The sequence below is a fragment of the Oceanobacillus kimchii X50 genome (genome assembly GCF_000340475.1).
Classification (GTDB): domain Bacteria; phylum Bacillota; class Bacilli; order Bacillales; family Amphibacillaceae; genus Oceanobacillus; species Oceanobacillus kimchii.
In genome coordinates, this window is sequence record NZ_CM001792.1 from 393,644 (window position 1) to 408,490 (window position 14,847).

At 35.2% G+C, this 14,847-nt stretch carries 15 protein-coding genes and 1 pseudogene; 9 read left to right on the forward strand and 7 right to left on the reverse strand.

The genetic code is table 11. The features are described from left to right. Nucleotides 1–52: 52 nt before the first annotated feature. Nucleotides 53–1,018 (reverse strand): iron-hydroxamate ABC transporter substrate-binding protein, encoded by a 966-nt coding sequence (locus C794_RS02255; RefSeq protein ID WP_017795522.1) that lies wholly within the window; start codon nt 1,016–1,018, stop codon nt 53–55. 210 nt (nt 1,019–1,228) lie between these two features. Between C794_RS02255 and C794_RS02260 the strand changes: the two genes are divergently transcribed. Next, the gene (locus C794_RS02260) at nt 1,229–2,242 is read left to right on the forward strand and encodes a FecCD family ABC transporter permease (protein WP_017795523.1); all 1,014 of its coding nucleotides are present in this window, start codon (nt 1,229–1,231) and stop codon (nt 2,240–2,242) included. Next, entirely contained in the window at nt 2,239–3,261 is a 1,023-nt protein-coding gene (locus C794_RS02265) for a FecCD family ABC transporter permease (RefSeq protein WP_017795524.1), read from the forward strand. The genes C794_RS02260 and C794_RS02265 overlap by 4 nt, the downstream gene beginning before the upstream one ends. Nucleotides 3,262–3,410: 149 nt before the next feature. Here the strand turns inward: C794_RS02265 and C794_RS02270 are convergent, their stop codons facing one another. Continuing rightward, nucleotides 3,411–3,851 carry a YaiI/YqxD family protein gene (locus C794_RS02270; RefSeq protein ID WP_017795525.1) on the reverse strand — a complete coding sequence of 147 codons (441 nt, stop codon included), beginning with the start codon at nt 3,849–3,851 and terminating at the stop codon, nt 3,411–3,413. 92 nt (nt 3,852–3,943) lie between these two features. Here C794_RS02270 and C794_RS02275 point away from each other — a divergent pair, with 92 nt between their 5' ends. The 5 genes and pseudogenes from C794_RS02275 to C794_RS02295 form a co-directional block, all read left to right on the forward strand. Then, nucleotides 3,944–4,453, forward strand: coding sequence for a GNAT family N-acetyltransferase (locus C794_RS02275; RefSeq protein ID WP_268258094.1), 510 nt, complete (start codon nt 3,944–3,946; stop codon nt 4,451–4,453). A 24-nt stretch (nt 4,454–4,477) separates the two neighbouring features. Next, a complete protein-coding gene (locus C794_RS02280; RefSeq protein WP_230199327.1) occupies nt 4,478–4,741 on the forward strand; it encodes a DUF3219 family protein in 264 nt (87 codons plus the stop codon). A 59-nt stretch (nt 4,742–4,800) separates the two neighbouring features. Next, on the forward strand, nt 4,801–5,361 hold the full coding sequence (locus C794_RS02285; protein WP_017795528.1) for a GNAT family N-acetyltransferase: 561 nt from the start codon (nt 4,801–4,803) through the stop codon (nt 5,359–5,361). 33 nt (nt 5,362–5,394) lie between these two features. After that, nucleotides 5,395–6,576, forward strand: coding sequence for a class I SAM-dependent rRNA methyltransferase (locus C794_RS02290; protein ID WP_017795529.1), 1,182 nt, complete (start codon nt 5,395–5,397; stop codon nt 6,574–6,576). A gap of 13 nt (nt 6,577–6,589) precedes the next feature. Further along, a pseudogene (locus tag C794_RS02295) lies at nt 6,590–7,048 on the forward strand (DinB family protein); the annotation flags it as partial. 194 nt (nt 7,049–7,242) lie between these two features. Here the strand turns inward: C794_RS02295 and C794_RS02300 are convergent. Further along, the gene (locus C794_RS02300; protein WP_017795531.1) at nt 7,243–7,875 is read right to left on the reverse strand and encodes a FusB/FusC family EF-G-binding protein; all 633 of its coding nucleotides are present in this window, start codon (nt 7,873–7,875) and stop codon (nt 7,243–7,245) included. A gap of 315 nt (nt 7,876–8,190) precedes the next feature. On the opposite strand from C794_RS02300, the gene argF reads away from it, so the two are divergent. Continuing rightward, nucleotides 8,191–9,219: an ornithine carbamoyltransferase gene (gene argF, locus C794_RS02310; protein ID WP_017795533.1), complete on the forward strand. Its 1,029-nt coding sequence runs from the start codon at nt 8,191–8,193 to the stop codon at nt 9,217–9,219. Between the two features lie 58 nt (nt 9,220–9,277). Then, on the forward strand, nt 9,278–10,441 hold the full coding sequence (locus C794_RS02315) for an ROK family transcriptional regulator (protein ID WP_017795534.1): 1,164 nt from the start codon (nt 9,278–9,280) through the stop codon (nt 10,439–10,441). A 50-nt stretch (nt 10,442–10,491) separates the two neighbouring features. Here the strand turns inward: C794_RS02315 and C794_RS02320 are convergent, their stop codons facing one another. The 4 genes from C794_RS02320 to C794_RS02335 are packed head-to-tail and all read right to left on the reverse strand — an operon-like array spanning nt 10,492 to nt 14,673. After that, the gene (locus C794_RS02320) at nt 10,492–10,956 is read right to left on the reverse strand and encodes a DinB family protein (protein ID WP_017795535.1); all 465 of its coding nucleotides are present in this window, start codon (nt 10,954–10,956) and stop codon (nt 10,492–10,494) included. A gap of 58 nt (nt 10,957–11,014) precedes the next feature. Beyond that, the gene (locus C794_RS02325) at nt 11,015–12,490 is read right to left on the reverse strand and encodes a UDP-glucose--hexose-1-phosphate uridylyltransferase (RefSeq protein ID WP_017795536.1); all 1,476 of its coding nucleotides are present in this window, start codon (nt 12,488–12,490) and stop codon (nt 11,015–11,017) included. A 3-nt stretch (nt 12,491–12,493) separates the two neighbouring features. Continuing rightward, complete coding sequence (galE, locus tag C794_RS02330; RefSeq protein WP_017795537.1) at nt 12,494–13,489, reverse strand: UDP-glucose 4-epimerase GalE; 996 nt, start codon at nt 13,487–13,489, stop codon at nt 12,494–12,496. Further along, the gene (locus tag C794_RS02335) at nt 13,486–14,673 is read right to left on the reverse strand and encodes a galactokinase (RefSeq protein WP_017795538.1); all 1,188 of its coding nucleotides are present in this window, start codon (nt 14,671–14,673) and stop codon (nt 13,486–13,488) included. The genes galE and C794_RS02335 overlap by 4 nt, the downstream gene beginning before the upstream one ends. Nucleotides 14,674–14,847 lie beyond the last annotated feature (174 nt).

A 14,847-nucleotide genomic window follows, 5' to 3' on the forward strand; every position in this document is an offset into this window, starting at 1 on the left:
TATCATTCGTCTTTTGAGCAATACTTTTTTGTCTCAGTCTCTTCTAGTTTTTTTATTTAAAGATATTAATTAATTCATCGATTGTTTGTTCATACGCTTTAATACCACTGTTTGTCCAATTGCTTTGGTCTTCTATGTGATAAACTTGATCATTTTGAACGGCTTTTGTATTTTGCCAAACATTACTATTGTTTAACGTTTCAATACCTTCGTCGTCTTCAAGTCCAAGGATGACTACATGATCTGCATCGAGTTCTGATAACTTTTCTAGAGAAATAGGGTCCCAAGTAGCTTCTGTCTCGCCTAAATCTTTCACTAGTTGAGGAACTTCTACCCCTAATTCTGAGTAAACCATGTTAGCAGCGTGACGATTTTCTTCAAATAAGAAGTATTGACCACCAACTACCCACATAAATGCTACTGACTCGTCTTCTAAAATATCCTCAAGCTCCGTATTTGCTTCTTCTACTTTAGTTTCATAATCAGCTATTGCTTGCTCAGCTTCATCTTCTTTACCAAGTAGCTCTCCAAAACGTGTCAATTGTACTTGCCAGTCTGAAGTTTCTTCTTGGCTCATCACATAGGTAGGTGCGATTGCTGAATAATCTTCATAAGTTCCTTCATAGCTATCAAAACTATTTTCTAATATAATTAGGTCAGGTTCATAGCTTAGTACTTGCTCTAAAGGCATTGTCCATTCGATTGTTTCTACATCCTGAAGGTCTTCTTCTAAATAGTTTTGTACACTTTCACCAATTGCCCATTTTGCTGTAGGTGTAATTCCAAGCGCTAGCAGTGTGTCTTCGTGATAAGGGGCTAATATTTTTTCCGGATTCGCAGGGATGGTTACTTCTCCCATTTCAGAATCTACGGTTTGCTCTGTATTTTCTTCGGTATTACTGTCCGAATCGTTATCTGTAGCATCATTATTGTCATCGCTACCACAAGCAGCTAAAAGCAATACTATAGCAATGAATAATACGGCATACAGTCTATTTTTAGATAAGTAATTATACATGATTCAATCTCCTCTATGTTATAATGTTCACCTAACGCCAATGATAATTACTTTCAATTAGAAAGTCAATGTAATCTTCTGTTGTCAGGCAGACGTTTTATTACTTTGAAAAAACGTTCATAAGATACGTAGTTTAAATATATCAAAAAAGCTAAATGGAGCTTGAACACAATTATTCAAAATATGCTTATCTTACTTAGGAGTCTTTACATGAAAACTTTTACACAATCTACCATATCAAAATTGGGTTTAAATATAATTGGTTTATGTTTAATCGTTTTTTCAATTGGAATATCTATTTCCTATGGTGCCACAAACATAGATTTACATACAGTTTGGAACGCTGTTGTAAATTTTAATCCAGATAATCAATCTCACCAAGTTATCCAGGAGTTACGCATTCCTAGAGCATTATCTGCTGCCTTAGTTGGTGCATTTTTAGCAGTATCAGGTACTGTAATGCAAGGGATGACTCGAAACCCATTAGCTTCTCCGTCCATTATGGGTGTTACCGATGGTGCTGCATTTGCTCTGGTTATAATGATGGCTTTTTTTCCTTCAGTATCAAGTGGAGGACTGACGCTAGGATCGTTTATAGGTGCGGGTGTGGCTGTTACACTTGTATTTTTAGTTGGTTCGTTCTCAAGTAGTGGGCTAACTCCAGTGAAATTAGCTCTAGCAGGTGTAGCTATTGGTACGCTTTTACGATCTGTATCATCTGTAATTTCATTGCATTTTCAGCTGGAAAAAGATATTGGTTTTTGGCTTGCGGGTGGATTGGATGGATCAAACTGGGGATCCGTTCAGCTGTTAGTCTTGATTGGCATTTTAGGAATGTTGATTGCATTATCTATTTCAAAATCTATTACAGTCTTAAGTCTGGGCGATGATTTATCAACAGGTCTAGGTCAAAATAATATGGTAATTAAGATAATGGGTATTATTTCAGTATTATTATTAACAGGAGTGGCGGTATCGATTGCAGGTTCTATTGGGTTTGTGGGTTTAATTATTCCTCATATCACTCGGTTTATTATTGGCACAGACTATCGATGGGTCATACCTACTTCAGCTGTGTTTGGATCTCTCCTTTTAGTAAATGCAGATTTAGTTGCGAGAATGATTAACGCACCGTTCGAAACACCAGTTGGTGCAATTACATCTATCATTGGAGTACCATTCTTCCTCTACTTAGCAAGAGGTAGCGGGGGTGACAAGAAATGAATGAATTAGAACAGGTAAAGTGGAAACGTTTTTGGACGATTAGTGGAGTATTAATTGTATTAATGATAGGTTTTTCTTTTCTCAGTTTAAATTTGGGAATAATCTCTATATCCCCAAAAGAGGTAATACAAACACTAATGCAAAATGGTACGGATCGGCAAGAACTGGTGTTATTTAATTTTCGGTTACCTGGAATTATTCTTGCATTATTAATTGGAGCAGGCTTAGCAGTTTCTGGAGCTATTATGCAAGGGATTACCCAGAATGGATTAGCCGATCCTGGTATTCTGGGAATTAACACAGGAGCAGGATTTGCGATTGTATTATTCTTATTTTTCTTTCAAGGTGTTATACCGAGTTCAAGCCCGCTGTCTATATTTGCAATGCCGTTTGTTGCTTTAATTGGAGCATTAACAGCTGCAGTAATTATCTATGCGTTAGCTTGGAAAAAAGGAGTTACAGCTATTCGTTTGGTGCTTGTTGGAATTGGTGTAAATGCAGCTTTTAGTGCATTACTGACTATTATGCAATTGAAAATGGACCCGCAGAATTACCGACAAGTAACTATTTGGTTATCGGGTGATATATGGAATGCTAGCTGGAATTTCGTATTTGCTTTATTACCATGGATGCTTATACTCATTCCTATTGCCATTAAAAAGTCAAAATCGCTTAACGTTTTTAACTTAGGAGATGATGTAGCTTCTGGCTTGGGTATCAAAGTGGAAAAGGAAAGAGGATTACTTTTATTCATTGCGGTTGCGTTAGCTGGAGCATCTGTAGCTGCAGGAGGAGCAATTGCTTTCTTAGGGTTAGTAGTACCTCATATAGTTAGAAAAATAGTTGGGCCCATGCACCAATATGTAATACCAATCTCAGCTTTACTTGGTGCAGTTTTATTAATGGTAGCCGATATAATGGGAAGCAATTTATTAGCTCCAAGTTCTGTTCCGGTTGGTATTGTAGTTTCGATAGTAAGTACTCCATACTTTATCTATTTATTAATGAAAACAAAGTAGGATAAACTAGAAAGAAGTTAGAGTTGTTCTTATTAGCCTAAATTTAGTTTTTGTGGCAAATTGGAAACCAATTAAAGTACGGATAGAAACGCCTCCATTGTTGCTAGTGTATGTGCAACAATAGAGGCGTTTTTTCAAACATAGTTGGATTACTTAGTAATATACTGAAGAAATAATTGATTGAAATTCATTCGATCTTCTTCCGTCAATGCTTTAGGTCCTTTCGTACGTTTCCCGCTTTTTCTCTCTTTTGCACTTAAGTATCGAGATTGTAATAATTGATCGATATTATGATTTGTGTAGGCAAATCCTTTATGATGAAGTACATAACAACCTTTTGCTAAAGCTAGAGAGGCTAACCCATAATCTTGTGTGACGATGATATCTCCTTTGCGTGCTAATTGCATAATCCGATAATCCGCAGCATCTGCACCAGTATCTACATAAATAGTTTCGACATGAGCCGGATGTTCATGAAGGGAATAATGAGATAGACTGGTTACAAGAGTAACGGATATATTATGGTTTCCAGCTTCTTTAATAATAATGTCTTTCACTGGACAAGCATCCGCATCCACATATACTTTCATTTATTTCGCTCCCTCATATATACTAAATATATTGTACCGAAATCACCGCTAATTGGAAAATATAAATCAAAAGAAGATTTGAGGTGTCCGATGTGATAATAGTAGAAAAAATGAAGAAATCAGATTGGAATGCAGTATTGAACATATATATTGAAGGAATGGAAACAAAGAATGCAACCTTTGAAACAAAAAAACCAGAATGGGAGAGCTGGGAAGATTGGGACAAGGATCACCTAACAACCTGTAGATTAGTTGTAAAAGAGGGAGCCAAGGTATTAGGTTGGGCTGCATTATTACCTATATCATCTCGACAATTTTATTCAGGGGTTGCAGAGGTTAGTATTTATTTAGATAAGGATAGTCTTGGAAAAGGTATTGGTTCCATGTTAATGGAATCATTAATTGTACAAAGTGAAAAAGAAGGGTTTTGGATGTTGCAATCCGAAATTTTTCCTGAGAATATAGGCAGCATCAGGTTACATGATAAATTTTCCTTTCGTAAAGTAGGAGTTAGAGAAAAGATTGGAAAGATGGAAGGAATGGATAACGGATGGCGAGATGTAGTTTTAATGGAAAGAAGAAGTGAAAAAGTAGGAGTATAATTAGGAGGCAATACTTTGGTAATTGTGTTAAACAACCATGAATTAATTGCTAGAGATGTTAAGTTAAAGGATCAAAATGAAAAAACAGAGTTGTCGTTTTACTTTAAAGTGACGAGTGAAACCTATCACGATATTACGGTATTATTATATGAAAATGATTTTCGAGTACAAATACCAGAAAAAAATATAACGTTTTCAGCCACAATTGGGCAATACGCAACATCAATTAATAATTTATATGAAGAAGGAAAAGAAGGGGACTTTTTCTTATTACTTGTTGAAAAATAAGCTTCAATATTTCATAGTAAACCGTTAATAAGTGAATAACTATATTTGGGGGAATGAGGATGGAACCGATATTAATAGAGTTTCCCGATTACGTGGAGACAGAGAGGTTATTGATTCGAGCACCGAAGTTAGATGATTGGAAGGAATTACATGAGGCAGTACGTGCTTCCAAAGCAGAGTTAGAACCATGGCTTCCGTTTGCACGAAATGATGAATCAGAAGAAGAGCGTAAAGCAAATACGAAGGAAGCATATGTAAACTTTATTGCGAGAAAAGATTTGCGTTTTCATGTTTACAGTAAAGAAACGGGGAAATTTATTGCTTCAACCGGATTACATCGAATTGACTGGAAAGCAAGAAAGTTTGAAATTGGTTATTGGGTAGATTCCCGTCAAAGTGGTAAAGGATACGTGACAGAGGTTGTCCATGGATTAACCCGGTTTGCATTTGAACAATTAGAAGCAAATCGAGTAGAAATTCGTTGTGACTCTAAAAATACAAAAAGCAGAGCAGTTGCAGAAAGAGCTGGATTTGATCTTGAGGGAATCTTGAGAAATGATGAGATTGATTATAGAGGAAGTTTACGTGACACATGTATTTTTTCAAAAATAAAACTATAAAGGGTTTCCTTTAGAGGTAGTTAGGATGACAATATGAAACAATTAAAAGTTAAGCAAAACTATGTGAAGAACTTTAAAAACCAGACCCCATTAATTTTAAGTGAAGCGGTAGATAATACTAACCATTTTATAGAAGGAGATATTATTGAATTAGTAGATCCTCGTGGAAGTTTTTTAGGAAAAGGGTATGTTGGTTTTCAAAATAAAGGAATGGGTTGGGTACTAACATTTAAAGAGAACCAACCGATTGATCGATTATTATTCAAACAAAAGATACTTACAGCACTAAATAAACGTACTTCCTATTATCAGGATGAAATGACAAATGCTTTTCGTATTTTTAATGGGGAAGGAGATGGCATAGGCGGACTAATCATCGATTATTTTGATGGATATTATGTCATTCAGTGGTATAGTGAAGGCATTTATCAATTTAAAGAATGGGTACTTGAAGTGTTTGAAGAACTTGGTGACTACCGTGCAATTTATGAAAAGAAACGTTTTGATACGAAGGGTAAGTATATTGATGATGATGACTTTGTAAGAGGAGAGCGCGGGGAGTTTCCGATTATTGTACAAGAAAATGGGATGAACTATGCTGTTTATTTAAACGATGGCGCTATGGTAGGTATTTTCCTTGATCAGCGTGATGTACGAAAGGCAATAAGAGATAAATATGCCAAAGATAAGCATGTATTAAATACATTTTCGTATACCGGTGCTTTTTCTGTAGCTGCAGCATTAGGTGGAGCGTATAAAACAACTAGTGTTGACTTAGCAAAGCGCAGTAAGGCTAGAACGATTGAACAATTCAGTGTAAATGGAATTGATTTTGAGCAGCAAGATATTATTGTTATGGATGTGTTTGATTACTTTAACTATGCGAAGCGTAAAGAACTGCTTTTTGATGTAGTAGTACTCGATCCTCCAAGTTTTGCGAGGTCCAAAAAGCGTACGTTTCGAACAGCAAAGGATTACCCAGAATTAATTAAGAATTCCATTGATATAGTACAAAAAGATGGGATGATTATTGCATCTACCAATACAGCATCATTTGGTATGAAGAAGTTTAAAGAAATGATTGATCGAGGTTTTAAGGATAAAAATAAAAAATACGCTATTGTAGAGGAATTTACACTACCTGGAGATTTCTTGGTGAATAGCCGTTATAAACAAGGCGATTATCTGAAAGTGGTTGTATTGCAATTGAAATAGACATGAGAGGGAGGAGTTATTATTGTCTAATATTCAGGATTTAGAAAATATGATTCAAAAAGTGGAAAGCATTCGTTCGGAGAATAATGAAGTTCTTCAAGATCCTATTAAAGAAGAAAAGTGGTCGATACGGGAAATTATCGGACACCTTTATGGATGGGATATATACAATGCAGAAGAAATGGTACCTTTGATGAAACGTGAAGAGACACTACCTGAGTTCCCAGAACACGATTTATTTAATGCACAAGTGATTCAAGGATTAGATGGCTTCTCTGTCGAGGAAATTATAGCTATGTTTATTGATGAACGCAGAAAACTTGTGGAAAGACTTGAAAATGTAGATCCTAATGCGAGATTTACGATTGGATCAGGGAAGAGACGTTTTTCCGCAGAGAGCTTTGCGAGCATATTTGTAAAACATGATAACCATCATTTGAAACAAATACAACAAAAAATAAGTGAAGTATAGGTAATCGATAATAGCTGATATATATTTATAGTTGAAGTGAATTAGAAGAAGCAGGCTTCACTATATTATCTATTTATAATAATATAGCAGGAGAAGCATTTATCGAGGGAAATGATACGATTGCCCTGTTAGTTGAAAAATAATAAGTAATGTACAAAGGAGATAACACACTAGTTATCTCCTTTGTACATTACTTATTTTAATTGGGTCTCTATAAATTTTTCCATATACTGTAAGTTGGTTATTTGTGCATTACAATTGTCACTATCGCTACAAATATAATTTCCTCTGTTCACATAGGTTTCTTTACCACTTTTTGCACGTGCCATAAATAGCCCGACATCATTAAGTTGATTACATAATGAACAAATTCCTTTTGTGTAAAGGGGTTTAAATGTTCCTCCAAACCCTTTAAAACCATTTTTATATTCAAAAATGATATATTTTCTCTGAGCGCGAGTATCAAACCAACTTAAATAGGATAGTTTTGAAAAATTACTTTCTTGAAGATTTGGAAGCTGTAATTTTTTAGCTTTCGGAAATTGTTTAAGAATACTTTTTTCTGTAATTGGACCAAAAGGTATAATATAAGGGATTATCCCTTCCAGAAATTGTTCAATGTGTTCTTTTTCTTTTAGATGAACTATATGTTTTATCAGTGTTTCTTGTTCATCATCCAAATAAATTTCATTCGTTATTTTTTCTAATGCACTAAACTTTACTGCTTCAATAACTTTCTTATCTTGAATAGTGGAATATGCATTCACGATGTTGAGTGCTTGATTTTTAATGTGATTATACTGATGATTTTTTATGAATTTTTCCATTTCTGAAGACTCCTTTTTAATTGAATTTACATATTCAATGGAGCAAAGCCATATTCAGAAATGAGATTGGCGATTAATTACGAACTATCTCACACAAAGTATCGCCATTCCAAATAGGCTTTGCATGAGAGTTCACCAATTCTGGGTTCAGAGTTTTTCTAATACCCATCAGTTATCACCTCCACTTTTATCATATATTACTCCTTTCACCACTTCAATAAAATAATATTACTAATTTATATATATCTATTGTATATTTATTCTTTTTGTTGCATAATAATTCATACAACCAATTTGGAAAGGTGTGCGTGAAGAATGGCGACGAATACTCAGGAAATTCATTTTCAACAACAGGAGTTAAAAGGAAAAGATTTCTTAACTTTAGCGGATTATACAAAAGATGAGATCGAATACTTAATTGATTTAGCGGATTACTTGAAAAAACAACAAAAAGATAGAGTTATTTTTGAGCCTTTAAAAGGAAAAACATTAGGTATGATCTTTGAAAAGTCTTCCACGAGAACAAGAGTATCTTTTGAAACGGGAATCTATCAACTTGGAGGCTTGGGGATTTTTCTGAGTTCCAAAGATATTCAGATTGGCAGAGGAGAGACCATTGCCGATACGGCGAAAGTTCTTTCTGGATATTTAGATGGTATTATGATTCGAACGTTTGCGCAAGAAGATGTGGAAGAACTAGCCAAGCATGCTAGTATTCCTGTTATTAATGGATTAACTGATTTGTATCACCCTTGTCAAGTATTAGCCGATTTACAAACGATTAAGGAGGTTAAAGGTAAACTTCAAGGAGAAAAATTGGTATATATTGGTGATGGTAATAATATGACTCACTCTTTAATGATAGGAGCTTCATTAACAGGCATGCATATGGTAGCCGTAACACCGGATGGATATACACCTAATAAAGAGGTACTAACTAAAGCCAAAAGTATAGCTGATCAACATGGAGCAATTATTGAATGGACAACGGATGTAGAGACAGCAGTACAAGGCGCAGATGTTCTTTATACTGATGTATGGGCCAGTATGGGGCAGGAAGAAGAGCAACAGCAACGAGAAAAAGATTTTGAAAACTATCAAGTAAATGAAAGGTTGTTAGAAAAAGCAAAAACAGATGCAATCTTCATGCATTGCTTACCAGCTCATCGTGGAGAAGAAGTGACTACAGGAGTAATCGATGGAAAACAATCTGTCGTATTCCAACAAGCAGAGAATCGTCTACATGCACAAAAAGCATTAATNNAATTTACAAGGTGCTTTCTATGTTTTTTAGTTGAGTCAATTTCATATACTGCTCGATGTTTTTTCTTTATTTGTTTATAAATTAAGTTAACTAATTATGTTATAATTACTGCAAACCATTGATGACGGAGGACTTTTCATGCAACGAGGAACATTTCAATTAATGAAGTCAGTGAATAAATCAATTGTATTAAATACCATAAGAATAAAAGAACAAATCTCTAGAGCCCAAATAGCAAAAGATACTTCTTTAACGCCGCCGACAGTAAGTAGTATTGTTAGAGAATTAATGGAAGAAGGCTTAGTAGTGGAAAGCATATTGGGGAATTCAAGTGGGGGAAGGAAACCAACTTTATTACATATTAATAGAGAATTGTATGTGATAGGAGTCGATGCAGGACCGGAAACCATAGACTGTGCAGTAACGGATGTAACGGGGAAAATTATTACACGAATATCTAATGTCTTGTCCGAAAACATAAGTAAGGAAGACTTTCTTGCGTTACTAGTGTCCTCTATACAGTCTGTAGTCAATGATAAATACATTAATACATCAAAAATCATTGGTATTGGTGTAGCCATGCATGGTGTGGTCGATGTGGACACCGGAACATCATTAATTGCACCAAACCTTCATTTACATGATATTCCGATAAAATCTCGTTTAGAGGAAGTATTTCCATATATGGTAAAAGTGGAAAATGATGCACGAGCAATGGCACTAGGAGAAGCATGGTTTGGTGAACATAGTGATACAGATAGTATGCTGGCGATTAATTTTGGTAATGGCGTAGGTGCAGGTATTGTAATTAAAGGAGAACTGTTACATGGAGCGCAGGATATTGCTGGAGAAGTAGGGCATATGACAATTGATTTGAAAGGGGATATTTGCTCTTGTGGCAATCGAGGTTGCTTTCAATCTTATGCCAGTGGTCCAGCAATTGCTAGTCGGTTTTCGAATAAGTTTCATACTAAAGAAGCTCTAACTGCTGCAGATATATATGAACAAGCAATTGATGGAGAGAAGCAAGCAATGGAACATCTGGAAAACACAGGAGAAATTATGGGAATAGCAATTGTTAATGTTATCCATACCTTGAACCCAGAGAGGATTGTTCTAGGTGGGGGCGTTATGAAAAGTAAACAATTTATACTTCCATCTTTGATTCAAACAGTAGAAAAAAGAGTGTTAACAGAAAGGGCGAAGAATACACAAATTGTAGTATCTGAACTAGGGGATGATGCAACGATGTATGGTGCGGCTTCCTTAGTATTAGTAGAGTTATTTGACCAACAAGCATAGGGAAAGCGTATGAGTTCACATCAAATGTGAATTCATACGCTTTTAATTTATTATTTCTCAATCAGATCGGTATCGGGTGGAATATATCCGAGCCTTCTACCTAATTTAACGATCTGGCCTTTATGATGAAATTCATGTGTAACGGTGTGGGTATATAGCCAAAGTGTTGTAAATGTTGCTTTGTCTCCGTTACGAAAGATAACAGGAATTTCTTTATCCCAGTTTTCATTAAACTCTGTTAAAAATTGTTCTACGAGACGGTCCGTTTCTGTATAAACTATACGCATCTCCTTTACGTCTTGAATCGATGCACCATCTATAGAAGGAAGTGATTTTCCCATTGCTCGATTACCTAGCCATACATGATAACAATCTGCTACGTGAGCATGTAAACTACAGATAGAATCCCCATCAATTTCTACCTTATAGTCCTCGAATGACATCGTCTCACAGTATTTAAATAGTATTTCTCTGGTTTTTTGCACCCATTGATATTGTTCTAATAGTAGATTCATAGTATTCTCCTCATGAATACATGTAGTAAACTTATTTTATAAAACTATTTTTGGTTTGTCAGCTATTCATATAGTCGATAAAGCGATTAAAATCATCACGGTTCTTACATACACCTGCATCTTGTAATACTTTAACGAATTTATTTCCTAGTTCTTGTTTAATAACTATATCTAACTCATTCGCATCGGATAGATTTGTATATTTCTGTTTTAGTTCATTGGCCCATTCCTGATGGTATAATGTTACGGATGTAGTGTTGCCAGCGATAAATTCTTTTATTTCTTTTAGTTCGTTAATTAGCCTAGGCGGCAGAACAGCTAATCCCATTACTTCAATTAAACCGATATTTTCTTTTTTTATATGATGAACATCTTCGTGGGGATGGAAGATACCCATTGGATGCGTCTCGTCAGTGCGATTATTTCTCAGGACGAGATTCAGTTCAAATTGATCTTGTCGTTTTCTTGCAATAGGTGTGATTGTATTATGCGGTGTGTCATCAGTGAATGCTCGGATGTTTGCTTCTTCATCCGTATAATACTTCCATTTTTCTCTGATGAATTCGGCAGCTTTGATAATCTCTTCCTTTTTTTCACCCTTTAGTCGAATCACTGACATTGGCCATTTAATGATTGAGGACTTTACGGTTGGAAAAGCATTCAGTTCAAATGTAAAGTCATCTACGGCATTTGGCATAGCAAACTCGTAGTTGCCACCTTGATAATGGTCATGGCTCAATATAGAGCCTCCTACAATTGGTAAATCGGCATTTGAACCGATAAAATAATGTGGGAATTTCTCTGTAAACGTAAGTAAGCGAAAGAACGTATCTTGATTAATTTTCATATCTCGATGCTTTTCTGATAATAAAATACAATGCTCATTATAATAGACATATGGAGAGTATTGTAGATACCATGTTTCATCTTGAAGTATTACTGGTATAATGCGATGGTTTGATCTGGCTGGATGCCCAATACGTCCTCCATACCCTTCATTTTCAATACAGAGAAGGCATTTTGGGTAATTAACATGGGAATGATTCTCTTTCTCTCGCTTAATTTGTTCTGGTTCTTTTTCAGGTTTTGATAAATTAATAGTTATATCCATAACTCCATATTCAGTATCCACTTTAAAAGAAATATTTTTGTTGATTCGATTCATTTGAATATAATTGCTGTTCTTACTTAATTCATAAAAATAGTCTGTAGCAGCTTTAGGAGATTTCAAATAGTATTGTTGAAATTTATTTCTTATTTCAGATGGTTTTGATAAAAAACAATTCATAATATCGGCAGTGAGTATTTCTTTTTCATCCAAAACATTGTCTATGATCTTTTCATTTACTGCATATTCTATAATATGATCTAGTAAGTTTGGTATAGTATCTTCCTTTGGACGTATGATTTGTGGAGAAGACTCTAATTTTAAAAGGTGGAGGACTTGATTTTTAACATAAATTCGGTCCTCTTCTAAGATTAAATTTTTTTCTATGCTTTGTTTAAGTAGTCCAGAAATCAATGAAAAAATCATTGTTTAATCTTCCTTTCCATAACCGTTCGGGTGATTTACATGCCAATTCCAGGCATCGATAATAATTTTTTCAATCGAAGTTCTTTTTGGATGCCAATGAAGTTGATTTTGGGCTTTAGATGCACTGGCAATTAATTTACTCGGGTCTCCAGCACGCCGTACACCAGTTTTTATTGGTATGTTTTTGCCAGTAACTTTTCTTGCTGTCTCGATTATTTCTTTTACAGAAAATCCATTATTACTACCTAAGTTGCAAATAAGGCTATTACCACCTTGATTTAGATAATTCCATGCAAGCAGATGTGCATCAATTAAATCTTCTACATGAACATAATCCCTTACACAGGTTCCGTCAGAAGTGTCATAGTCATCACCAAAAATCGTGATATTTTCTCGTTGTCCTAAAGCCACTTGTAAAACGATTGGAATTAAATGGGTTTCAGGGTGATGATCTTCGCCAATTTCGCTGCTTTCTTTTGCCCCAGCAACATTAAAGTAGCGTAAAGAAACATATTTGATACCATGTGATTTTTCTGCCCAACGCATCAACTTTTCCATCATGTGTTTTGATTCCCCGTAAGGACTAGTGGGTATAGCGGGCATGTCTTCTGTAAGAGGAATAGAGATTGGTTCGCCATAGGTTGCTGCAGTAGATGAAAATATAATTTTGTCTACATGCGCTTTAACCATCGCTTTTAGAACTTGCTGTGTCCCATAGACATTATTATCAAAGTAGTTTAGTGGCTGTTCCATCGATTCACCTACAAGTGAACTAGCTGCAAAATGAAAAACAGCTTCGATATCTTCTTTTTCAAAGACGGTGTGGAGAAAATGTAAGTCACGAATATCTCCATTATAAAAAGTAGCATTCTTATGAATGGCCTTCTTATGTCCTGTGATTAAATTATCAATAACAATGACTTGATGACCTTCTTCGATAAGCTGATAAACTGCATGAGAGCCAATATACCCCGCACCCCCTAAAACTAATACACTCATGCCTTCACTCCTTTAGTGATTTCTTTTGCACCATCATGCATCGTGACGGTATAAAAAGTAGCATCTAACTCAGTTCTTTCTTGATAGATTTGTTGAACCTGTTGTTGAAATTGTTCTTTCTGACTAGTCTTCACAATGGCAATTGCACAACCTCCAAAACCTGCGCCAGTCATTCTTGCTCCAATCACACCGGATTGTTCCCAAGCAGCTTCCACAATTGTATCGAGTTCCTTTCCTGTTACTTCATAATCATCACGTAATGAAATGTGAGATTCCTTCATTAATTGTCCGAATGCTTTTAGGTCATGTTGTTTGAGTTTTTCAAGAGCTTGTAGAGTACGAGCGTTTTCATAAACTACATGTTTGGCTCGCTTTCGATAAATTGGATCACGAATAAGGTGTTTATTTGCTTCATAAGTATCTGTAGTTAAATCTGCTAATGAATCAATATTCAAGTTAGATTGGAGATCTTGTAGTGCGTTTTCACATTGTAAACGCCGTTCATTATATTTAGATCCAGCCAATGTACGGGCTTTATTTGTATGGATTATTATAAAATTATAACCATCTAAGGGAAGAGGAGCGTAATAATATTGCATAGTGTCACAGTTTAATAGAATCGCATGGTTTTTCTTCCCCATACCAACTGCAAATTGATCCATGATACCACTGTTTACACCAATATATTCATTTTCTACTTTTTGTCCTATTTTTACCATTTCAAGTCGATCTATTTTTTTGTTATACAATCCTTCAAATACTGTACCAGTAGCTAATTCTAATGATGCAGAAGAGGATAATCCTGCGCTATTTGGGATATCGCCATAAAATAATATATCCGCACCAGTACGGATTTCGTAACCAGCGTTCATTAAGTAATGAAACATTCCCTTTGGGAAATTAGCCCAACGATGATGTTCATGATATGCAAGATTGGAAAGATCACAATCGATAATTCCTTCATCAGGGAAATTAGCAGAGTACATGTTTAGTTTATTATCACTGCGTTTGGCAGCTAATGCATACGTTCCCATATTAATGGCTGCAGGAAAGACATGACCACCGTTGTAATCTGTATGTTCACCTATTAAATTGATTCTGCCGGGCGAAAAGAATATACGTGGTTGTTGAGTAGTGTTAAAAATGGAAGAAAATAATTGCTGTAATTGAATTATAGATTTCAATAAAAACCCTCCTCAAATAAATGTTAATTTCTATAGACTTAATTAAATTAATTAACTAAGTTGTTGTTAGTTTACTATTTTAGCTAAATAATTGCAATAGGCTAAGTTAAAAAGGGGCTGAGTAAGAAGAAGTATTTAATCAAAAAAATAAGCGCCCCCACTGAATGAAATTTT